Below are 21,405 nucleotides of genomic sequence, written 5' to 3' on the forward strand. Positions count from 1 at the left end.
CCCCAGACAGACGTCCCCCGCACTCGACTGCAGAACGGCTCAAGGCAACGCATGCCCCAGCACACCTCCGGGTCTGACCGCGCGGCGGCGCCCCCGGCTGCACGGAGCGCCGTACGGCCCCCGGCGCCCTCGTCGCTCGACGAGCTGTGGCGGTCGTACAAGACCACGGGCGACGAGCGGCTGCGCGAGCAGTTGATCCTGCACTACTCACCGCTGGTGAAGTATGTGGCGGGCCGGGTCAGTGTGGGACTGCCGTCCAATGTCGAGCAGGCCGACTTCGTCTCCTCCGGGGTCTTCGGACTGATCGACGCGATCGAGAAGTTCGACATCGAGCGGTCCATCAAGTTCGAGACCTACGCGATCACCCGGATCCGTGGCGCGATGATCGACGAACTGAGGGCCCTGGACTGGATCCCGCGCTCGGTGCGGCAGAAGGCCAGAGCCGTCGAGCGCGCCTACGCCACGCTTGAGGCGCAGCTCAGACGCACGCCCTCCGAGGCCGAGGTCGCCGCGGAGATGGGGATCGCGCTGGAGGAGCTGCACGCCGTTTTCAGCCAGTTGTCCCTGGCGAATGTCGTGGCGCTGGAGGAGTTGCTGCATGTCGGCGGCGAGGGCGGTGACCGGCTCAGCCTGATGGACACCCTGGAGGACACCGCCGCCGACGACCCGGTGGAGGTCGCCGAGGACCGGGAACTGCGCCGGCTGCTGGCGCGCGCGATCAACACACTCCCCGACCGGGAGAAGACGGTGGTCACGCTCTACTACTACGAGGGCCTCACGCTCGCTGAGATCGGCCATGTCCTCGGGGTGACGGAGAGCAGGGTCAGCCAGATCCACACAAAGTCCGTACTGCAACTGCGGGCCAAGCTGGCCGACGTCGGACGCTGACGCTGTGTCCCGGGCGCCCCATCCGTAAAGTGGGTGCGTGCCCAGGATTCGAGCGGCCTCGGTGGCCGAGCACCGGACCATGCAACGCGGCGCCCTGTTGGACGCCGCGCGCTCCCTTCTGTCCGAAGGCGGCACGGACGCGCTGACCTTCCCGGCCCTCGCCGAGCGCACCGGCCTCGCCAGGTCATCCGTCTACGAGTACTTCCGCTCGCGCGCCGCCGTCGTCGAAGAGCTGTGCGCCGTCGACTTCCCGGTCTGGGCGGCGGAGGTCGAGGCGGCCATGGCCGGGGCGCAGACGCCCGAGGCCAAGATCGAGGCGTACGTACGCCAGCAGCTCGCGCTGGTCGGTGACCGCCGGCACCGCGCCGTCGTCGCCATTTCCGCCAGTGAACTCGACGCGGGAGCCCGGGAGAAGATCCGCGCCGCGCACGGCGGTCTGATCGCCATGATCGTGGAGGCCCTCGGCGAACTCGGGCATCACCAGCCCCGGCTCGCCGCGATGCTGCTCCAGGGCGTGGTGGACGCGGCGGTCCGCCGCATCGAACTCGGCGCGGCCGAGGCTCCGCCGGAGATCGCCGAGGCGGCGGTGTCCATGGCACTGCGCGGCGTACGGGGCTGACCTCCCGGGCTGGCCGGATCCACCGGGCCACCCGGACCCACCAGAGCACCCGGACCTCCCAGGCCGGCCGGATCCACCGGGGCGCCCGGATTCCCATGGGCCCCCGCGCTCTCCGCGCCCCGGTGGGCACGCGCCGGCGCGAGCGCCCGGGACGCGCGTCGCGCGCCCGGCGGCGCCCCGCACGGTGAGCCCGGACCGCCAGAGCCGACAGGGCCGACAGGATGACCGCATGCGGTGCGCCGTACGCCACGGACGCCGTCGCGGGGGACGGCGGGGGCGCGGCGGCAGGGGACTCCGGGACACCGAGGACCGGGAGCAGCCGGGAGGGGCCCAGCCGGAGCAGCTCGGGCGGCAGCAGCGACAGCGGGTCCAGATAGACGGTCCCCCTCAGCAGCCCCCAGTGCAGACAGCTCGCACCGCGGTGCGACAGACCGGCGGACAGCGTGGCCACCGTCTGGCCCGCGATCACCTCGTCGCCCTCGGCGACCAGCGGTTCCACCGGCTCATAGGTGATCCGTAACGGCGGGGCGCCCGAGCCGGCCAGGGTGATCGCCAGCACCCCGCGGCCGGCCACCCGGCCCGCGAAGGAGACCCGGCCCCCGGCGGCGGCCCGTACCGCCGCTCCCGGGGCGGCGGCCAGATCCACCCCGCGGTGGCCGCGGCCGTACGCCGACGCGGGCGGCTCCCAGCCGCGCAGCACCACGGGCCGCGGTCCGACCGGCCAGACCCGGCCGCCGCCCCCGGCTTCGCCGCCAGGTCCGGGCCCCGCGCCCCGCGCCCCGGTGGCCGCGGTGGCGCAGTGGCAGAACAGTGGGATCAGCGGGACGACGAGAGCGAGAACGAGGGCGAGAACGGGTGCGAGGAGACGGACGAGGACGCGGGGTCCCCGCCGCCGTGACAGCGCACGGGCGGGACGGTCCGCGAGGACAGGACGGACAGGACGGACAGGGGGACATACGCCGATACGGACAGTGATCATGGCGCCCAGCGTGGCCCGGAACGACGTGATCGCGCTGATCATGGCCCGGATCTGTGGAGTACCGACCGGTTGTGGACAGCGCCGTCACCCGTGGGTGCGAAGGTCCCGTACACTTCTTGTGGCGATCCGGGTCACCGGGTCGACTTCGCACGCCCCGCCATCGGCCCTCTTCGCGCCGATGTCAGCGCTTCTCGGTCCTCCGTGGCACAGCGCACCGGGACGTCAGGCGCGTCCGCCGTCCGGCGGACGCGACAACCGAGTATCTCAAGGAGTACGGCCATGGCCGTCGTCACGATGCGGGAGCTGCTGGAGAGCGGCGTCCACTTCGGTCACCAGACCCGCCGTTGGAACCCGAAGATGAAGCGGTTCATCTTCACCGAGCGCAACGGCATCTACATCATCGACCTGCTCCAGTCGCTGTCGTACATCGACCGCGCCTACGAGTTCGTCAAGGAGACCGTCGCGCACGGCGGCTCCATCATGTTCGTCGGTACGAAGAAGCAGGCCCAGGAGGCCATCGCCGAGCAGGCGACGCGCGTCGGCATGCCCTATGTCAACCAGCGCTGGCTGGGCGGCATGCTCACCAACTTCTCCACCGTCTACAAGCGCCTCCAGCGTCTGAAGGAGCTTGAGCAGATCGACTTCGAGGATGTGGCCGCCTCCGGTCTCACCAAGAAGGAGCTGCTGGTCCTCTCCCGCGAGAAGGCCAAGCTGGAGAAGACCCTCGGTGGTATCCGCGAGATGCAGAAGGTGCCCAGCGCCGTCTGGATCGTCGACACCAAGAAGGAGCACATCGCCGTCGGTGAGGCGCGCAAGCTCCACATCCCGGTCGTCGCGATCCTCGACACCAACTGCGACCCCGACGAGGTCGACTACAAGATTCCGGGCAACGACGACGCGATCCGCTCCGTCACCCTGCTCACCCGCGTGATCGCCGACGCCGTCGCCGAGGGCCTCATCGCCCGCTCCGGTGTCGCCACCGGTGACTCCAAGCCGGGCGAGAAGGCCGCCGGCGAGCCGCTCGCCGAGTGGGAGCGCGACCTGCTCGAGGGCGAGAAGAAGGACGACGTCGAGAAGGCCGCCGAGGCCACCGAGCCGGAGACCGACGTCCAGACGTCCGCCGAGACGGAGAAGGTCGCCGACGCGGAGGCCGAGGCCCCGGTCGCGGAGACCGAGGCCCCGGTCGCGGACGCCGAGCAGGCCTGACCCCTCATCGGTTCGGCAGTTGACGGCGGGGGCCACACGGCCCCCGCCGTTCACCCGTAGATCTTTCAGACCTTCGAGAGAGAATTACAGATCATGGCGAATTACACCGCCGCCGACGTCAAGAAGCTCCGTGAGCTCACCGGCGCCGGCATGATGGACTGCAAGAAGGCGCTGGACGAGGCCGACGGCAACGTCGACAGCGCCGTCGAGTTCCTCCGCGTCAAGGGCCAGAAGGGCGTCGCCAAGCGCGAGGGCCGTTCGGCCGAGAACGGCGCCGTCGTCTCCCTCATCTCCGAGGACAAGACCTCCGGCGTTCTGCTCGAGCTGAAGTGCGAGACGGACTTCGTCGCCAAGGGCGAGAAGTTCCAGACCGTGGCCAACACGCTCGCCGCCCATGTCGCCGCGACGTCCCCGGCCGACCTGGAGGCGCTCCTCGCCTCCGAGATCGAGGCCGGCAAGACCGTCCAGGCGTATGTGGACGAGGCGAACGCCAACCTCGGCGAGAAGATCGTCCTGGACCGCTTCGCGCAGTTCACCGGCGGTTACGTGGGCGCGTACATGCACCGCACCATGCCCGACCTCCCGCCGCAGGTCGGTGTGCTGGTCGAGCTGGACAAGGAAGACGCCCAGGTCGCCAAGGACGTCGCGCAGCACATCGCCGCCTTCGCCCCGAAGTACCTCAGCCGCGACGAGGTCCCGGCCGAGACGGTCGAGAACGAGCGCCGTGTCGCCGAGGCCACCTCGCGTGAGGAGGGCAAGCCCGAGGCCGCCCTTCCCAAGATCGTCGAAGGTCGCGTCAACGGCTTCTTCAAGGAGGTCGTCGTCCTGGAGCAGGCGTTCGCGAAGGACAACAAGAAGTCCGTCCAGAAGGTCCTGGACGAGGCCGGTGTCACCCTGAAGCGCTTCGCGCGCATCAAGGTCGGCATCTGAGTCTGTACGCGATCAACCGAAGACCCCGATAGGGTCTGACGCAGTCGTCCGCGTACGCGCCGGGCGACCGCAGATCTGACGAGGAGGCCATTGCCGCACTGGGAACCGTGAGGACCCCCGGCAATGGCCTTCTTCGTATGTGCACGAGGAGATCTCCATGGAACAGGCCGACAAAGCCGACAAGAGCGACGACGGCACGAAGCACGGCCGCTTCATGCTGAAGCTGTCCGGTGAGGCGTTCGCCGGCCGGGGAGCGCTCGGCGTCGACCCCGACGTCGTACACGCCATCGCCCGCGAGATCGCCGCAGTCGTCCGGGACGGCGCCCAGATCGCGGTCGTCATCGGCGGCGGCAACTTCTTCCGCGGCGCCGAACTCCAGCAGCGCGGTATGGACCGGGCGCGCTCCGACTACATGGGCATGCTCGGCACGGTGATGAACTGCCTGGCCCTCCAGGACTTCCTGGAGAAGGAAGGCATCGACTCCCGCGTCCAGACCGCCATCACCATGGGCCAGGTCGCGGAGCCGTACATCCCGCTGCGCGCCGTGCGCCACATGGAGAAGGGCCGCGTGGTCATCTTCGGCGCCGGTATGGGCATGCCGTACTTCTCCACCGACACCACCGCCGCCCAGCGCGCCCTGGAGATCGACGCCCAGGCCCTGCTGATGGGGAAGAACGGGGTGGACGGGGTGTACGACTCCGACCCCAAGACCAACCCCGACGCGGTCAAGTTCGACGCGCTGGAGTACAGCGAGGTGATCGCCGGCGATCTGCGCGTCGCCGACATGACCGCGATCACGCTCTGCCAGGACAACAAACTGCCGATCCTTGTCTTCGAACTGCTGAAGGAAGGCAATATCGCGCGTGCGGTCAAGGGTGAGAAGATCGGCACGCTCGTGAGCGACCAGGGCACCCGGACCTGATCCGGGGCGGCCCCGTACGGGATGGACAGAGCCCTGCCGGTCGGACACCGTGCAGGAGAGACGCGACGCAGGTTCCGCCGGCCCACGCGCACGCCGGGCCCACTCAAGACACGCAGGAGCAAGTGGTGATCGAAGAGACCCTCCTCGAGGCCGAGGAGAAGATGGAGAAGGCCGTCCTGGTCGCCAAAGACGACTTCGCCGCGATCCGCACAGGGCGGGCACATCCGGCGATGTTCAACAAGATCGTGGCGGACTACTACGGTGCCCTGACCCCGATCAACCAGCTCGCCTCGTTCGCCGTGCCCGAGGCGCGGATGGCCGTGGTGACCCCGTTCGACAAGAGCGCCCTGCGCAATATCGAGCAGGCGATCCGTGACTCCGACCTCGGCGTCAACCCGAGCAACGACGGCAACATCATCCGGGTGGTGTTCCCGGAGCTGACCCAGGACCGCCGCAAGGAGTTCATCAAGGTCGCCAAGACCAAGGCCGAGGACTCGAAGATCTCGATCCGCGCGGTCCGCCGCAAGGCCAAGGAGACCATCGATAAACTGGTCAAGGACGGCGAGGTCGGCGAGGACGAGGGACGCCGCGCGGAGAAGGAGCTCGACGACACCACCGCGAAGTATGTCGCGCAGGTGGACGAGCTGCTCAAGCACAAGGAAGCCGAGCTGCTCGAGGTCTGATGAACGACTCTTCCCGGGGGGCCTCGCCGACGGCCGGTTACTCCGGTTACACCGACTACTGGGGACCGGCCGACCACGGGGCCGCCCCGGCGGGTCCCGCGTACGACGCGCTTGACGCACAGCAGACTCGCCCCATGCCCATCGTGCCCGACGGACCCGCGAACGGCGGGGACCAGGATGACGACCGGGAGGGTGCTCGGCCGGGCGGCCCTCTGTTCCGTGACGAGACTCCACAGGAGCCCATGGGAGCCCCATCGCCACCGCCGCCCAGGAAGCGGGCGGGCCGTGATCTGCGGGCGGCCATAGGAGTGGGACTCGGGCTCGGCGCGCTCGTCGTGGCGTCGCTCTTCATCGTCAAAGCCGTGTTCGTCGGCGTCGTCGCGGTCGCGGTGGCCGTCGGGCTGTGGGAGCTGACGTCGCGACTCGACGAGAAGAAGGGCATCAAGGCCCCGCTGGTACCGCTGGCCGTCGGCGGCGCCGCGATGATCGTCGCCGGATATCTGCGCGGCGCCGAGGGCGCCTGGGTCGCCATGGCCTTCACCGCGCTCGCGGTGCTGGTCTGGCGGATGACGGCGCCGCCGGAGGGCTATCTCAAGGACGTCACCGCGGGGGTCTTCGCCGCGTTCTACGTACCGTTCCTGGCCACCTTCGTGGCGATGATGCTCACGGCGGACGACGGCCCGCGCCGGGTCCTGATGTTCATAGTGCTCACGGTCGTCAGCGACACGGGCGCCTACGCGGTCGGCTGGCGCTTCGGTACGCACAAGCTCGCGCCGCGCATCAGTCCCGGCAAGACCAGGGAGGGGCTGGGCGGAGCCATCGTCTTCGCCATGGTGGCGGGCGCGCTCTGCATGGAGTTCCTGATCAACGACGGCATCTGGTGGCAGGGACTGCTGCTGGGGCTGGCGGTCGCGGCCACCGCCACGCTCGGCGATCTCGGCGAGTCCATGATCAAGCGGGATCTCGGCATCAAGGACATGGGCACCCTGCTGCCGGGGCACGGCGGCATCATGGACCGGCTCGACTCGCTGCTGCCCACGGCGCCCGTGGTCTGGCTGCTGCTGGTGATCTTCGTAGGGTCCTGACCAGGCCCGATACCGTACGGGGGCCCGTTGTCCACAGGACAGCGGGCCCCCGCCGTACGTCTGCGACACTGGATCCACCATGCCTGTACCTGGAGAACTCACCTTTGTCGCGCCCCGCGGAGCCAAGAAGCCCCCGCGGCATCTCGCCGACCTCACCCCCGCCGAGCGCCGCGAGGCCGTCGCCGCGATCGGCGAGAAGGCGTTCCGTGCCAATCAGCTGTCGCAGCACTACTTCGCGCGGTTCGCACATGACCCCGAGCAGTGGACCGACATCCCGGCCGCCGCGCGCCAGAAGCTCGCGGAGGAACTGCTGCCCGACCTGATGTCGGTGGTGCGGCACATCTCCTGCGACGACGACACCACCCGTAAGACGCTCTGGCGGCTGCACGACGGCACCCTGGTCGAGTCCGTGCTGATGCGCTATCCGGACCGGGTCACGATGTGTATCTCGTCGCAGGCGGGCTGCGGGATGAACTGCCCGTTCTGCGCCACCGGACAGGCCGGTCTCGATCGCAATCTGTCCACCGCCGAGATCGTCCACCAGATCGTGGACGGGATGCGTGCCCTGCGTGACGGCGACGTGCCCGGCGGTCCCACCCGCCTGTCGAACATCGTCTTCATGGGCATGGGCGAGCCGCTCGCCAACTACAACCGGGTGGTCGGCGCGATCCGTCGGCTGACCGACCCCGAGCCCGACGGTCTGGGACTGTCGCAGCGGGGGATCACCGTCTCGACGGTCGGTCTGGTGCCCGCGATGCTGCGCTTCGCCGACGAGGGCTTCAAGTGCCGGCTGGCGGTCTCCCTGCACGCGCCCGACGACGATCTGCGCGACACCCTCGTCCCGGTCAACACGCGCTGGAAGGTGCGGGAGGTGCTGGACGCGGCGTGGGAGTACGCGGAGAAGTCGGGCCGCCGGATCTCCATCGAGTACGCGCTGATCCGTGACATCAACGACCAGGCGTGGCGCGGCGACCGGCTGGGACGGCTGCTCAAGGGCAAGCGGGTGCACGTCAATCTGATCCCGCTCAACCCGACACCGGGTTCGAAATGGACGGCCTCGCGCCCCGAGGACGAGAAGGCCTTCGTCGAGGCGATCGCGTCCCACGGAGTGCCCGTGACGGTACGGGACACCCGGGGCCAGGAGATCGACGGAGCGTGCGGACAGCTGGCCGCGTCGGAGCGGTAGGGCGTTCGGGGTGTCTCGCGGGCGCCTGGCGAGCGGACCGTCCTGGAGGCGAACCGGGCCCCGATGTGCGGTGCATGTAACCTTGGCGCGAACGCATTGCATATTTTCCGACAGGGGAGCGCCACAGCGCTGAGAGTGCGGCACATGTCCGTGAGAGCGGGCAGCGGTCGCAGACCCTCTGAACCTCGCCCAGGTCATTCTGGGTAGGAAGTTCGGTCACTACTCAAGCTGTTGCGCCCTGCCCGCGGTCCGGTCCGGCCGGACTCCGGGCAGGGCCGCGTCTTCTCCTGGACATCCCAGGAGGAAAACCAGTGAGCACGATCAGCGTCAGAAGGATGGCGGTCGCCGCGGTCGCCGCCGCGCTCGGTGTCTCCTCGCTCGCCGCCTGCGGCGGCTCCGACGACTCCGCGTCGTCCGGCGGCGGCGGTGGTACGGGCGGCGGCGGGACACCGTCGAAGACCGTCACCCTGGTCAGCCATGACTCGTTCAACGCCTCTCCCGCCGTACTCGAGGAGTTCACCAAGCGGACCGGCTACACGGTCAAGGTGCTCAAGAGCGGTGACGCGGGCGAGGCCCTCAACAAGGAGATCCTGACGAAGGGTTCGCCCCAGGGCGATGTCTTCTTCGGCGTCGACAACACCCTGCTCTCCCGCGCCCTCGACAACGGTCTGTTCACACCGTACGAGGCGAAGGGGCTCGACCAGGTCGACCCGGACACCCGGCTCGACCGGAGCGAGAACCGCGTCACACCGATCGACACCGGCGATATCTGTGTCAACTACGACAAGAAGTACTTCGCGGACAAGAAGCTCGATCCGCCGCGGTCCTTCGGCGATCTCCTCAAGCCCGAGTACAAGAATCTGCTGGTCACCGAGAACGCCGCGACCTCCTCACCCGGTCTCGGCTTCCTTCTCGGCACGGTCGCGCGGTACGGCGACGACGGCTGGCAGGAGTACTGGAAGAAGCTGAGGGCCAACGGGGTCCAGGTCGTGGACAGCTGGGAGCAGGCCTACAACGAGAGCTTCTCGGGCTCGGCCGGCGGCAGGAAGGCCAAGGCCGACCGCCCGCTCGTCGTCTCGTACGCCTCCAGCCCGCCCGTCGAGGTGCTGTACGCGGAACCGCGGCCGAAAAAGGCCCCGACCGGCGTCTCCACGGGCACCTGCTTCCGGCAGATCGAGTTCGCGGGACTGCTGACGGGCGCCAAGAACGAGACGGGCGGCAAGGCCCTGCTGGACTTTCTGATCAGCGAGACCTTCCAGGCGGACATGCCGCTCAACATGTTCGTCAATCCGGTCGTCCAGGACGTGCCGCTGCCCGAACTCTTCACCGAGTTCGGCGCGAAGGTCGACAAGCCGGAGACGATGGCGCCCGACGAGATCACCACCGGCCGTGAGCAGTGGATCCAGTCGTGGACCTCACTCGTAGTGAAGTAGCCGTCAGGACCAGGGGCGGAAAAGGGCCGCGGCGCGGGGCGGCCGGGCGTGCGAACGCCGCCCGGCTCGCCCTCATGGGCGTCCCCGTCGCGTTCTTCGCGGTCTTCTTCGCCTATCCCGTGACCGCGATCGTGGGCCGCGGGCTCAGGTCCGAGGGCGTCTGGCGGTTCGGCCGCGTCGGTGAGGTACTGAGCCGTCCCGACATCCTCGACGTCCTGTGGTTCACCACCTGGCAGGCGCTCACCTCCACCGCCCTCACCCTGCTGATCGCGCTGCCCGGCGCGTATGTCTTCGCCCGCTTCGACTTCCCCGGCAGACAACTGCTGCGCGCGGTGGTCACCGTCCCGTTCGTCCTGCCCACCGTGGTCGTCGGTACGGCCTTCCTGGCGCTGCTCGGGCGTGGCGGGCTGCTTGACGAATTGTGGGGCGTACGGCTCGACACCACTGTCTGGGCGATCCTCCTCGCGCATGTCTTCTTCAACTACGCCGTGGTCGTCAGGACCGTGGGCGGTCTGTGGGCGCAGCTCGATCCGCGCCAGGAGGAGGCCGCGCGGGTGCTGGGCGCGGGCCGGTTCACGGCCTGGTGGCGGGTGACCCTGCCGGCCCTCGCCCCCGCCGTGGCCGCCGCCGCGCTGATGGTCTTCCTCTTCACCTTCACCTCCTTCGGGGTCGTACAGATCCTCGGCGGCCCCGCCTACTCCACCCTGGAGGTGGAGATCTACCGGCAGACCGCGCAACTGCTCGACCTGCCCACCGCGGCCGTGCTCACCCTCGTACAGTTCACGGCGGTCGGCGGAGTGCTGGCCGTCCACGCGTGGACGGTACGCGGACGCGAGGGCGCGCTGAAGCTCGTCGACCCGGCGCTGACGGCGCGCAGACCGCGCGGCGCCGGGCAGTGGGCGCTGCTCGGCGGAGTGCTCGGCACCGTGCTGCTGCTGGTACTGCTGCCGCTGGGCGTCCTTGTCGAGCGCTCCCTCGACGGACCGGGAGGGTACGGTCTCGGTTTCTACCGGGCGCTCGGCTCGGTGGAGGCGAGCGGCGGGACCTTTCTCGTACCGCCGCTGGAGGCCGTCTGGAACTCACTGCGCTACGCGCTGGTCGCGACGGCCGTCGCGCTGGTGGTGGGCGGTCTGGCCGCCGCCGCGCTCACCCGGCGCGCGGGCCGGCTCGTCCGGGGCTTCGACGCGCTGCTGATGCTGCCGCTCGGGGTCTCCGCCGTGACCGTCGGCTTCGGTTTTCTGATCACGCTCGACAAGCCGCCGCTCGATCTGCGGGCCTCCTGGATTCTGGTGCCGCTCGCGCAGGCCCTGGTGGGCGTCCCCTTTGTCGTACGGACGATGCTGCCGGTGCTGCGGGCGGTGGACGGACGGCTGCGCGAGGCGGCGGCCGTCCTCGGAGCGTCCCCGCTGCGTGTCTGGCGCGAGGTCGATCTGCCGCTGGTAGGGAGGGCGTCGCTGGTCGCGGCGGGTTTCGCGTTCGCCGTCTCGCTCGGTGAGTTCGGTGCGACGGTGTTCATCGCGCGCCCGGACCGGCCGACGCTGCCGGTGGCCGTGGCACGGCTGCTGGGACGGCCCGGCGAGCTCAACTACGGGCAGGCCATGGCCCTGTCCACCGTACTGATGGTGGTGTGCGCGGTGTCGCTGCTGGCGCTGGAACGTATCCGTACCGACCGCTCCGGAGAGTTCTGATGGCCCTGCTGACCCTGTCGGACGTCACCGTGCGGTTCGGTGACCGTACCGCGCTCGACGCGGTCGATCTGGAGATCGCCGAGCACGAGACCGTGTGTGTGCTGGGGCCGAGTGGAAGCGGCAAGTCGACACTGCTGAGGGTGGTGGCCGGACTGACCCCGCCGGACGGCGGACGGGTCCTGCTGGACGGCGCCGACCAGTCGGGGGTGCCCGTGCACCGGCGCGGGGTCGGGCTGATGTTCCAGGACCATCAGCTCTTCCCGCAGCGGGACGTGGGCGGCAATGTCGCCTTCGGGCTGCGGATGCGCGGTGCCCCGCGCGGTGAACGGACGAGACGGGTGGCGGAGTTGCTCGACCTCGTCGGGCTGCCGGGCGCGGAGCGGCGGGCCGTCGCCGCGCTGTCCGGCGGTGAACAGCAGCGGGTCGCGCTGGCACGGGCGCTCGCCCCACGGCCACGGCTGCTGATGCTGGACGAGCCGCTCGGACAGCTCGACCGGAGTCTGCGCGAACGGCTCGTGGTCGAACTGCGCGGTCTCTTCGGACGGTTGGGTACGACCGTGCTCGCCGTCACCCATGACCAGGGCGAGGCGTTCGCGCTCGCCGACCGGGTCGTGGTGATGCGGGACGGGCGTGTCGCCCAGACCGGCACACCGGTGGAGGTCTGGCAGCGACCCGCCTCGGCGTTCGTGGCGCGCTTCCTCGGTTTCGACAATGTCGTGGACGCCACGGTGAGCGGCGGGGCCGCCGATACGGTCTGGGGAAGGATCCCGGTGCCCGAGGGTTCGGCGCGGGGAGAGCGGTCGGTGCTGGTGCGCCCGGCCGGGGTACGGCTGGTCGAGCCCGCCGGCGGACTGCGCTGCACGGTCCAGGCGCGTACGTTCCGGGGCAGCCGGGTCGCGGTGCTGCTGCGGCCCGACGGGTCCTCCGGCGGCGGACCGGTTCTCGAGGCCGAGTGCGGGCTCAGAGACGCGCCGCACGAGGGGGCGGTGGTGGGGGTGGTGTTCGCCGCGGAGGATGTGGTGGTGCTGCCCGACAGGGACACGGAGCTCCAACGGCCGCCCAGCGGCGGGGCGTCGTACGGCGGGGCGCTGTGACGCGCCGGCAGCGGCGCCGGCACGAGCACCGGTACCGCTTCCGCTTTCGCCCGCTTCCGCCTCCGCTTTCGATGAGCCGACGGGCTTTCCGGGTGCGGCGACCGCGCGTCGAGTAGCGTGGTCGCTCCGTGCCAGGACGGTCCGGAGCACCCCCCAGTGGCCCGCTCCATCCGCTGAGGGGGGGAAGGCATCGAACCGCAGCAGAACGTCATGGCCGTGGACACTGCGGCCGAGAGCTCCGGCGCCGAGTCGCCCGCGCGGATATCCGGCCGTCCCGGACGTGACCGACAGGGCCTGGCGGCCGGGCTGATACCCGCCGCGGCGGCCTTCGCCCTCGGGATGTGGGGCATCACGCGCGAGGGCACGATGTGGCGCGACGAGTCCGTCACCTATCAGGTGGCGCACCGGAGTCTCCCCGAGATCTGGCGGCTGCTGCGTCACGCCGACGCCGTACACGGGCTCTACTACTTCTTCATGCACGCCCTTTACGGGGTCTGGGACGGGGGCCTGCTCACGCTTCGGATCCCGTCCGTGCTCTCGATAGCGGTGGCGGCGGCCTTCGTCGGGCTCATCGGCCGCCGGCTGGCGGGGGTACGGGCGGGAGTGCTCGGCGGTACGGTCTTCGCCCTCGTTCCGGACATCCAGATGTACGCGCAGGAAGGGCGCTCCTACGCGATGGTGTGCGCGCTGGTCGCGTGTTCCACGTACCTTCTGGTCCGGTCGCTCGACTCGTCGTCCGGAATGTGCTGGGCGCTCTACGCGCTGGTGAACCTGACGGCGGTCTGGCTGCACGAATTCGCCGTTCTCGCGCTGCTCGCGCACGGTGTCTCGGTCGCGGTCACCCGACCCGGGCCGAGGAACGGACGGTCCTGGTCCATCGCCGCCGCCCTCGCCTTCGCCGGATCCCTCCCGCTGATCCTGTTCAGCATGGGCCAGTCCGACCAGGTCTCCTGGATCGGCTGGCCCAAGGCGGCGGAGTGGGGGGAGATCGCGGCGTGGATCCTTGTGTCCCTGGCCGCCGCCGGATATCTGGGCAGCGGCAGCAAGGGCAGCAGCTCAGGACATACCGCCGTGCGGCGCGTGGGACTTCCCCTCGCCGTGCTCCCGACCGCCGTTCTGCTGCTCGGCTCCCTCCGGGAGCCCATGTACGTCGACCGGTACGCGCTCTTCACCAATGTGGGCATCGCGCTGCTGCTCGGCACCGCGCTGGACCGGCTGTCGGCGTCGGACCGGCTGTCGGCGCCGAGCCGGCGGACCGGCACCGATGGCGGTCACGGCACCGCCGTCGCGCACCGTCCCACCGCCCATGTCGCCGCCATGGCCGCACTGTTCGCCGTACTCGCGCTCGTTCTCGCCCCGGTCAGCTGGCAGTTGCGGAAGCCCGAGAGCCGCAAGGACGATCTGACGGCCATAGCGAAGGCGGTCGAAGAGGTCTCCGCCGACGGGGACGGGGTGATCTTCACCCCCGCGCGGCGCCGTGAATGGAAGCTCTCCGCCACCGGCCGGTTCGGCGCCCTGGACGATCTGGCCCTCGAGGAGACCCCGGCGGTGTCGGGTTCCCTCCAGGGCGAGGAGATGTCCGCCGCGCTCGTCCGCGCCCGGATGCTGTCCGTACCGCGCATCGTGGTGCTGAGCGATCCGTCGGGGGAGCCGGAGGACGCCGTGGCGCGGGAGGTGGTGAAGCGCGCGGTTCTCCGTACGTACTTCCACGTATGCGCGCGGGAGCGGGTCCGGGGAGCGCAGATCACGCTGTACGCCAGATCGGTCCGGGCGTGCGACGACGGGCCCGCGCCCGCGCGGACACCCGCGCGGACACCCGCGTCGGCAGCCGCACAGACGCCCGCGCCGGCACCGACGCGGAAGAACACGGTGTGAGAACGGCCGCGGGGCCGGGGAGTCGTTCCCCGGCCCCGCACCCTCCCGGACGGAGTGCCTGGGGCCTCTCGTTTGGATCTTGCTGGGCTCGCGTGCCCTGGCACCGCGCCTCGCGGCGTTGTCGTCGGTCGCCTACGCTCCGCGTGGGCTCCCTCCTCCGCCTTGCGAGCCACGGCACCAACGACGACATCAGCCGCTCCCGCAGCGGGCGCTCCCTCACCCAGCCAGACCCAAACGAAAGACCCTAGGTCGTCAGGGGGACCGCCGCCAGGGCGGCCACCACCCAGGTCAGGGGCGCGAAGATCGCCAGGACCGCGGTCGCCCGCACCGCCGCCGCCGTACGCAGCAGCCCGGCGTGGGCGCCCAGGTGGTGAAGGGTCGTGGTGGTGGGGACCCGGGCCTGCCGGGTCTCCACGGCGGCCGTCAGCAGCGTGGCCGCCGCACAGCCGATGACCAGGGCCGCGCCGAGGCTGGTGAGCGGGCCGAAGGGGGGCTCGTCACCGGGCCCGTACAGGGAGTTGGCGGCGAACACACCCGAGAGCACCGCGCACAGCACGCCCAGCGGACGCCCGATTCCTTGGGCCTCGGCCATCAGCGTGCGGCCCGCCAGCAGACGGATCGCGCCGGGGCGCAGGGTCTGGAGCAGCCGGCCGCAGAGATAGGTGATGCCGGGACCGGCCAGGGCCAGTCCGACGGCCGTCAGCGACCAGCCCGCCAGCACACCGGCCGAACTTCCGTCGAAGCGGCCCGGCAGCGGCGGTGTGGACCCGCCGCCGCCCCGGCTCGCGTAGGTCTCGATCGCCAGGCCCGCCGTGGTGAGGGCGACTCCCCACGGCAGTCCGGTCGGCGCGGGCGCCGGGTCCGTGCTCTCGGGGGGACGCGCGGTCCTGCGGGTGTGCCGCCGCATCACGAGCCCGGTCGCCGCCGTCGCGAACGTCGGCACGAGCGCCAGCAGCGTCAGCACCGCCGCCAGCGGGAGCGGCTGGTTCCTGGCGAGGAGGTCGGCGCCCTTGCCGTCGAAGGGCATCGCGCTCAGATCGCCCCGGAGATGCAGGAAGAAGAGCAGCGCCACCGCGCTGCCCAGGGTGCAGGAGACGGCGGTCGAGGTGGCGGCCAGCGTGGTCAGCCGGGCCGGGCCGAGGCCCACCGCCGACAGCCCGGTACGTGGCCGGGTGCCGGGGTCGGTACGGGCCACCGCGACCGCGAACTGCACCGTCGCCGCCAGCGGAATCAGGCACCAGAGCAGCCGTGGCAGTGAGCCGACCGGATGGCTCATCGCCCAGCCCAGGGTGCACAGCAGCAGGAATCCGACCCCGGCGGACGCCGCGACGACCAGCAGCCGGCGCAGCAGGGCCAGGGGATGGGCGCCACGGCCTAGACGGAGAGCGAGCACGCGGCCTGACCTTCCGCCTCGGAGGGTCCCAGGGGGTCGACCCGGCGGCCGTCCATCAGCGAGACCGTGCGGTCCGCGAGGGTCGCGACCTCCTCGTCCAGGGTGGCCAGGACGACAGTGATGTTGTGCGAACGGGCCGCGGTGGTCAGCGTACGGATCACCTGGGCCCGGTCCGTACGGTGCAGCGGCGCCGTCGGCTCGTCGGCGAAGAGCACCGAGGGCGTGGTGACCAGGGCGCGGGCGACGGCGATCCGCTGCCGCTGGGCCTGGAGCAGGGCGTACGGACGCTTCCGGGCGCAGTCGCCGATGTCGAGGCGGTCCAGCCACTCCATCGCGGTGGCCTTGGCGGCGCGGTGCGGGGAGCCGCGCAGCAGCAGCGGCAGCGCCGCGTTCTCCCACGCGGTCAGCTCGGGCACCAGCGCGGGTTCTGGGTCGATCCAGCTGAAGCGGTCCCTGCGCAGCCGCTCGCGCAGCACCGCGCTCATGGTGTGGACGGGTGAGCTGTTGAACCAGACCTCGCCCTCCTGCGGGACGAGCTGACCCGACAGACAGCGCAGAAGAGTCGTTTTTCCGCTGCCGCGCGGGCCGTACACGGCGAGGATCTCGCCCTCGCTCACGCCGAGCGAGACACCGTCGAGCGCGGGCGATCCATTGTGGGAGCAGGTCAGGGAACGCGCCCAGAGCACGTCGTTGTCAGGCGGGGCCACCATGGCGTACACCTCGGTTCTGATCGGACTTACCTCCGCCGTCCGGGTGAACGAAGGCGGCGACGATCGGTCACAGGGCACGCTAAGTATTCGGAACGGGGTGAGCGGACAGCACACGGCCCGGGTGCCGCCCTTCTCACTCGAAAGGCGGTACCCGGGCCGTCATGCGGGTGGTCCGGTCGGTCGCGGTCCGTTCCCCCGCCCGCCGTCACCGCTCGGCCGGCGCGTGGACGGTCAGAGCTTGGTCCAGGCCTCCGTCAGCACCGACCGGAGGATCCCCTCGATCTCGTCGAAGGTCGACTGATCGGAGATCAGCGGCGGCGCGAGCTGGACGACCGGGTCGCCCCGGTCGTCGGCGCGGCAGTACAGCCCGTTCTCGTAGAGCTCCTTGGAGAGGAACCCGTACAGGACGCGCTCGGTCTCCTCGTCCGTGAACGTCTCCTTGGTCGCCTTGTCCTTGACCAGCTCGATGCCGTAGAAGAAGCCGTTGCCCCGCACATCGCCGACGATCGGCAGGTCGTGCAGCTTCTTCAGGGTGTCGAAGAACGCGCCCTCGTTGTCGAGCACATGCTGGTTGAGGCCCTCGCGCTCGAAGATGTCGAGGTTGGCGAGACCGACCGCGGCCGAGACCGGGTGGCCGCCGAAGGTGTAGCCGTGCAGGAAGGTGTTGTCACCCTGGTAGAACGGTTCCGCGAGCCGGTCGGAGACGATGCAGGCGCCGATCGGGGAGTAGCCCGACGTCATGCCCTTGGCGCAGGTGATCATGTCCGGTACGTAGTCGAACTTGTCGCACGCGAACATCGTGCCGAGCCGGCCGAAGGCGCAGATGACCTCGTCCGAGACGAGCAGTACGTCGTACTGGTCGCAGATCTCGCGGACCCGCCGGAAGTATCCGGGCGGCGGCGGGAAACAGCCGCCCGCGTTCTGCACCGGCTCCAGGAAGACGGCCGCGACCGTCTCGGGGCCCTCGAAGAGGATCTCCTGCTCGATCTGGTCGGCGGCCCAGCGGCCGAAGGCCTCGGGGTCGTCGCCGTGGATCGGCGCGCGGTAGATATTGGTGTTCGGGACCTTGTGCGCACCCGGGACGAGCGGCTCGAACGGCGCCTTCAGGGCCGGCAGACCCGTGATGGACAGGGCTCCCTGCGGTGTGCCGTGGTAGGCGACGGCACGTGAGATCACCTTGTACTTGGTCGGCTTGCCGGTCAGCTTGAAGTACTGCTTGGCGAGCTTCCAGGCGGTCTCGACCGCCTCACCGCCACCGGTGGTGAAGAAGACCTTGTTGAGGTCGCCGGGCGCGTAGTGGGCGAGCCGTTCGGCCAGCTCGACCGCCTTCGGGTGGGCGTAGGACCACACCGGGAAGAACGCCAGCTCCTGGCCCTGCTTGTAGGCGGTCTCGGCCAGCTCGTGGCGGCCGTGGCCGGCGTTCACCACGAACAGCCCGGAGAGGCCGTCGAGGTAGCGCTTGCCCTTGTCGTCGAAGATGTAGGTGCCCTCACCGCGCACGATGGTGGGCACGGGCGCGTTCTCGTAGGACGACATGCGGGTGAAGTGCATCCACAGGTGGTCGTACGCGGTTCTGGAGAGGTCCTTGCTCACGGCTATCGGGTTCCCCACATATAGGTCTGCTTCTTCAGCTTCAGATAGACGAAACTCTCGGTGGAGCGCACGCCGGGGAGCGCGCGGATCCTTCTGTTGATGACTTCCAGCAGGTGGTCGTCGTCCTCGCAGACGATCTCCACGATCAGATCGAAGGAGCCCGCGGTCATCACCACGTACTCGCATTCGTCCATGGCCGCCAGGGCGTCCGCGACCGTCTCCATGTCGCCCTCGACATTGATCCCGACCATGGCCTGCCGCCGGAAGCCCACGGTGAGCGGGTCGGTCACGGCGACGATCTGCATCACGCCCTGATCGAGCAGCTTCTGGACCCGCTGGCGCACGGCCGCCTCGGAGAGACCGACGGCCTTGCCGATCGCCGCGTAGGGGCGCCGTCCGTCCTCCTGGAGCTGTTCGATGATGGCGAGAGAGACGGCATCGATCGACGACGACGATCCGTTCCCGGTCCTGGAACCGGACCCGGAGTCTGTTCTGGAGTCTGCGTTACGACTGGCCACGCGCCTCACTGTGCACTGCGACTCGTCCGTCCCGCAACCCTCCATCGATGATATTCGTTGTTGAAGGGCTGTTATCTCACCGAATCCGAAGTTCCCGGGGGGTTGACCTGTCGAAAGCGTCGGCCGACGGGCTAGGGTTGGGGTGTCTCACCCATCGGACATCCGAGCATGAGCGACCAGGAGGAGGGGTGGCAGTGACCACCGAGCTGCGCCGGCTGCGCAACTACATCAACGGGGAGTTCCGGGACGCCGCCGACGGGCGGACCATCGAGGTGGTCAACCCGGCCACGGGCGAGGTGTACGCCACCTCCCCGCTCTCGGGACAGGCCGATGTCGACGCCGCCATGGAGGCCGCCGCGGCCGCCTTCCCCGGCTGGCGCGACACCACTCCCGCGGAGCGCCAGAAGGTACTGCTCAAGATCGCGGACGCCATCGAGGAGCGCGCCGAGGAGCTGATCGCCGCCGAGTCCGAGAACACCGGCAAGCCGCTCGAACTCACCCGTACCGAAGAGATCCCGCCGATGGTGGACCAGATCCGCTTCTTCGCGGGCGCGGCCCGGATGCTCGAAGGCCGCTCGGCCGGCGAGTACATGGACGGCTTCACCTCGATCGTGCGCCGTGAGCCGGTCGGGGTCTGCGCCCAGGTCGCGCCCTGGAACTACCCGATGATGATGGCCGTCTGGAAGTTCGCGCCGGCCCTCGCCGCGGGGAACACCGTGGTGCTCAAGCCGTCGGACACCACCCCGGTCTCGACCCTGCTGCTGGCGGAGATCATCGGCGCGATCGCGCCCAAGGGCGTCTTCAACGTCATCTGCGGCGACCGTGACAGCGGCCGGGCCATGGTCGAGCACCCGATCCCGGCGATGGCCTCCATCACCGGTTCCGTACGGGCGGGAACGCAGGTCGCCGAGTCCGCGGCCAAGGACGTCAAGCGGGTCCATCTGGAGCTGGGCGGCAAGGCTCCGGTCGTGGTGTTCGAGGACGTGGACATCGCCAAGTCCGTCGAGGACATCGCGGTGGCGGGCTACTTCAACGCGGGGCAGGACTGTACGGCCGCCACCCGCGTCCTGGTGCACGAGTCCATCCACGACGAGTTCGTGGCGGCGCTGGCGAAGGCCGCGGCCGAGACCAGGACGGGGGCCGCGGACGACGAGGACGTGCTGTACGGGCCGCTCAACAACGCGAACCAGCTCAAGCAGGTCTCCGGCTTCATCGAGCGACTTCCCGCGCACGCCAAGGTCCAGGCGGGCGGCCACCAGGTCGGCGACAAGGGCTACTTCTACGCGCCGACCGTCGTCTCCGGACTCAAGCAGGACGACGAGATCATCCAGAACGAGGTCTTCGGCCCGGTCATCACCGTTCAGTCCTTCACGGACGAGGCGCAGGCGCTGGAGTACGCGAACGGCGTCGAGTTCGCGCTCGCCTCCTCGGTGTGGACGAAGGACCACGCGCGCGCGATGCGGATGTCGAAGGCCCTGGACTTCGGGTGTGTGTGGATCAACACCCATATCCCGCTGGTCGCGGAGATGCCGCACGGCGGGTTCAAGAAGTCCGGCTACGGCAAGGACCTCTCTGCCTACGGCTTCGAGGACTACACGCGCGTCAAGCACGTGATGACGTCGCTCGACGCCTGACGCGGGCGGTTTGGCGGACACCGGACGCGGGCGTCGTGCGCGGACATCCGACGACCGGCGCCGGGGCGGGCGGCGGACAGCTTGTCCGTTGCCCGCCCTGTGCGGTGTGCCCGCCCACCGCGGGCCTGCCCGTACGGTCCCGCCTGCCCATGACGGCCGGCGCCGTACTGGGCACCGTCAGGGCTTGCGGGCCACCAGGCCGAACTGGGTGACCTCCGCCGTGACTTCGTCCTCGTCAGTGGGTCGGACGCGGGGCGCCCCGGCCGGTCAGGAGGGCTGACAGGACGTCGACGCGGTTGGTCGTGATCGAGTCGGCTCCCCGGGCGATCAGCCGGCGCATACTGCGGCGGGTGTCGGCGGTCCAGGCCGAGACCAGCAGTCCGTCGCGGTGGTCGCGGTCGGCCAGCTCCCGGCTGATCAGTCCGAAGCGGTAGTTGAGCCAGCGCGGCCGGACCGCCGCGAGCAGCGTGGGGCGCGGCGGCGCGAGCGTCGTCCAGGTCATCGCTGTCTCGGCGCCCGCGTCCGCGGCCCGGACGGCGAGCATGGTCCGCGCGCCCGCGCAGTAGTAGACCCGCTCGGCGGCTCCGCACTCGCGTACCGTACCCACGACCGTCCGCACGGACTCCTCCGTGGCGCCGGGGAGATCGATCATGAGCCGGGCCCCGGCCACCGCCATGAGCGTCTCCCGCAGGGTCGGCACCCCGCCGCCGGTCAGTTCGTCCAGCTCCCGGTGCGTGAGCTCCGCGAGGGGGCGGTCATGGCCCCAGAGCCGCTTCGGCGAGGAGTCGTGCAGCAGGACGGGCACCCCGTCGCGGGTGAGCCGTACGTCGATCTCGACGGCATGGGCCCCCCGCTCCAGCGCGGAGCGCACCGAGGGGAGGGTGTTCTCACGGATCCGGTAGGGATCGCCCCGGTGGCCCACGGCGACCACGGTACGCGCGGTCTCCTCGCCGTCGCCGGTCATCGTCG

At 70.2% G+C, this 21,405-nt stretch carries 18 protein-coding genes and 1 pseudogene; 13 read left to right on the top strand and 6 right to left on the bottom strand.

From position 1 onward, the window contains the following. The first annotated feature begins 51 nt into the window (after window positions 1-51). Window positions 52-888 (top strand): RNA polymerase sigma factor WhiG, encoded by an 837-nt coding sequence (whiG, locus tag ACWGDX_RS16960; RefSeq protein WP_066950716.1) that lies wholly within the window; start codon window positions 52-54, stop codon window positions 886-888. 79 nt (window positions 889-967) lie between these two features. Beyond that, a complete protein-coding gene (locus ACWGDX_RS16965) occupies window positions 968-1,507 on the top strand; it encodes a TetR/AcrR family transcriptional regulator (RefSeq protein ID WP_453626344.1) in 540 nt (179 codons plus the stop codon). A gap of 424 nt (window positions 1,508-1,931) precedes the next feature. Here ACWGDX_RS16965 and ACWGDX_RS16970 read toward each other — a convergent pair. Continuing rightward, a pseudogene (locus tag ACWGDX_RS16970) lies at window positions 1,932-2,210 on the bottom strand (peptidoglycan DD-metalloendopeptidase family protein); the annotation flags it as partial. A gap of 555 nt (window positions 2,211-2,765) precedes the next feature. On the opposite strand from ACWGDX_RS16970, the gene rpsB reads away from it, so the two are divergent. The 10 genes from rpsB (at window position 2,766) to ACWGDX_RS17020 (ending at window position 14,588) form a co-directional block, all read left to right on the top strand. Continuing rightward, window positions 2,766-3,692, top strand: coding sequence for a 30S ribosomal protein S2 (gene rpsB / locus ACWGDX_RS16975; protein ID WP_453626280.1), 927 nt, complete (start codon window positions 2,766-2,768; stop codon window positions 3,690-3,692). Between the two features lie 93 nt (window positions 3,693-3,785). Beyond that, window positions 3,786-4,622, top strand: coding sequence for a translation elongation factor Ts (gene tsf, locus ACWGDX_RS16980; protein ID WP_365903306.1), 837 nt, complete (start codon window positions 3,786-3,788; stop codon window positions 4,620-4,622). A 157-nt stretch (window positions 4,623-4,779) separates the two neighbouring features. After that, the gene (gene pyrH / locus ACWGDX_RS16985) at window positions 4,780-5,544 is read left to right on the top strand and encodes a UMP kinase (protein WP_046499667.1); all 765 of its coding nucleotides are present in this window, start codon (window positions 4,780-4,782) and stop codon (window positions 5,542-5,544) included. Between the two features lie 125 nt (window positions 5,545-5,669). Beyond that, window positions 5,670-6,227, top strand: coding sequence for a ribosome recycling factor (gene frr, locus ACWGDX_RS16990; protein ID WP_046499668.1), 558 nt, complete (start codon window positions 5,670-5,672; stop codon window positions 6,225-6,227). Beyond that, window positions 6,227-7,312: a phosphatidate cytidylyltransferase gene (locus ACWGDX_RS16995; protein WP_453626283.1), complete on the top strand. Its 1,086-nt coding sequence runs from the start codon at window positions 6,227-6,229 to the stop codon at window positions 7,310-7,312. Before frr ends, ACWGDX_RS16995 begins: the two co-directional genes overlap by 1 nt. A 79-nt stretch (window positions 7,313-7,391) precedes the next feature. Next, window positions 7,392-8,498, top strand: coding sequence for a 23S rRNA (adenine(2503)-C(2))-methyltransferase RlmN (gene rlmN, locus ACWGDX_RS17000; protein ID WP_453626285.1), 1,107 nt, complete (start codon window positions 7,392-7,394; stop codon window positions 8,496-8,498). A gap of 335 nt (window positions 8,499-8,833) precedes the next feature. After that, entirely contained in the window at window positions 8,834-9,931 is a 1,098-nt protein-coding gene (locus ACWGDX_RS17005; protein ID WP_453626346.1) for a thiamine ABC transporter substrate-binding protein, read from the top strand. 74 nt (window positions 9,932-10,005) lie between these two features. After that, window positions 10,006-11,619: an ABC transporter permease gene (locus ACWGDX_RS17010; protein WP_453626348.1), complete on the top strand. Its 1,614-nt coding sequence runs from the start codon at window positions 10,006-10,008 to the stop codon at window positions 11,617-11,619. Beyond that, window positions 11,619-12,713 carry an ABC transporter ATP-binding protein gene (locus ACWGDX_RS17015; RefSeq protein WP_453626287.1) on the top strand — a complete coding sequence of 365 codons (1,095 nt, stop codon included), beginning with the start codon at window positions 11,619-11,621 and terminating at the stop codon, window positions 12,711-12,713. Before ACWGDX_RS17010 ends, ACWGDX_RS17015 begins: the two co-directional genes overlap by 1 nt. Before the next feature lie 210 nt (window positions 12,714-12,923). After that, complete coding sequence (locus ACWGDX_RS17020) at window positions 12,924-14,588, top strand: glycosyltransferase family 39 protein (protein WP_453626289.1); 1,665 nt, start codon at window positions 12,924-12,926, stop codon at window positions 14,586-14,588. A gap of 244 nt (window positions 14,589-14,832) precedes the next feature. On the opposite strand, the gene ACWGDX_RS17025 is transcribed toward ACWGDX_RS17020, so the two are convergent. The 4 genes from ACWGDX_RS17025 to ACWGDX_RS17040 all read right to left on the bottom strand — a co-directional run bounded on the left by ACWGDX_RS17025 (window position 14,833) and on the right by ACWGDX_RS17040 (window position 18,802). Continuing rightward, complete coding sequence (locus ACWGDX_RS17025) at window positions 14,833-15,981, bottom strand: hypothetical protein (RefSeq protein ID WP_453626291.1); 1,149 nt, start codon at window positions 15,979-15,981, stop codon at window positions 14,833-14,835. Further along, window positions 15,963-16,691 carry an ABC transporter ATP-binding protein gene (locus tag ACWGDX_RS17030; RefSeq protein WP_453626293.1) on the bottom strand — a complete coding sequence of 243 codons (729 nt, stop codon included), beginning with the start codon at window positions 16,689-16,691 and terminating at the stop codon, window positions 15,963-15,965. Before ACWGDX_RS17030 ends, ACWGDX_RS17025 begins: the two co-directional genes overlap by 19 nt. 231 nt (window positions 16,692-16,922) lie before the next feature. Further along, window positions 16,923-18,302, bottom strand: coding sequence for an aspartate aminotransferase family protein (locus tag ACWGDX_RS17035; RefSeq protein WP_453626295.1), 1,380 nt, complete (start codon window positions 18,300-18,302; stop codon window positions 16,923-16,925). After that, window positions 18,287-18,802, bottom strand: a complete 516-nt coding sequence (locus ACWGDX_RS17040) for an Lrp/AsnC family transcriptional regulator (RefSeq protein WP_453626297.1) — start codon at window positions 18,800-18,802, stop codon at window positions 18,287-18,289. Before ACWGDX_RS17040 ends, ACWGDX_RS17035 begins: the two co-directional genes overlap by 16 nt. A 194-nt stretch (window positions 18,803-18,996) precedes the next feature. On the opposite strand from ACWGDX_RS17040, the gene ACWGDX_RS17045 reads away from it, so the two are divergent. Beyond that, window positions 18,997-20,436, top strand: coding sequence for a gamma-aminobutyraldehyde dehydrogenase (locus ACWGDX_RS17045; protein WP_453626350.1), 1,440 nt, complete (start codon window positions 18,997-18,999; stop codon window positions 20,434-20,436). A gap of 235 nt (window positions 20,437-20,671) precedes the next feature. Here the strand turns inward: ACWGDX_RS17045 and ACWGDX_RS17050 are convergent, their stop codons facing one another. Beyond that, window positions 20,672-21,400 carry a glycerophosphodiester phosphodiesterase gene (locus ACWGDX_RS17050; protein ID WP_453626299.1) on the bottom strand — a complete coding sequence of 243 codons (729 nt, stop codon included), beginning with the start codon at window positions 21,398-21,400 and terminating at the stop codon, window positions 20,672-20,674. Window positions 21,401-21,405 lie beyond the last annotated feature (5 nt).

Source organism: Streptomyces sp. NPDC055025 (genome assembly GCF_053608565.1).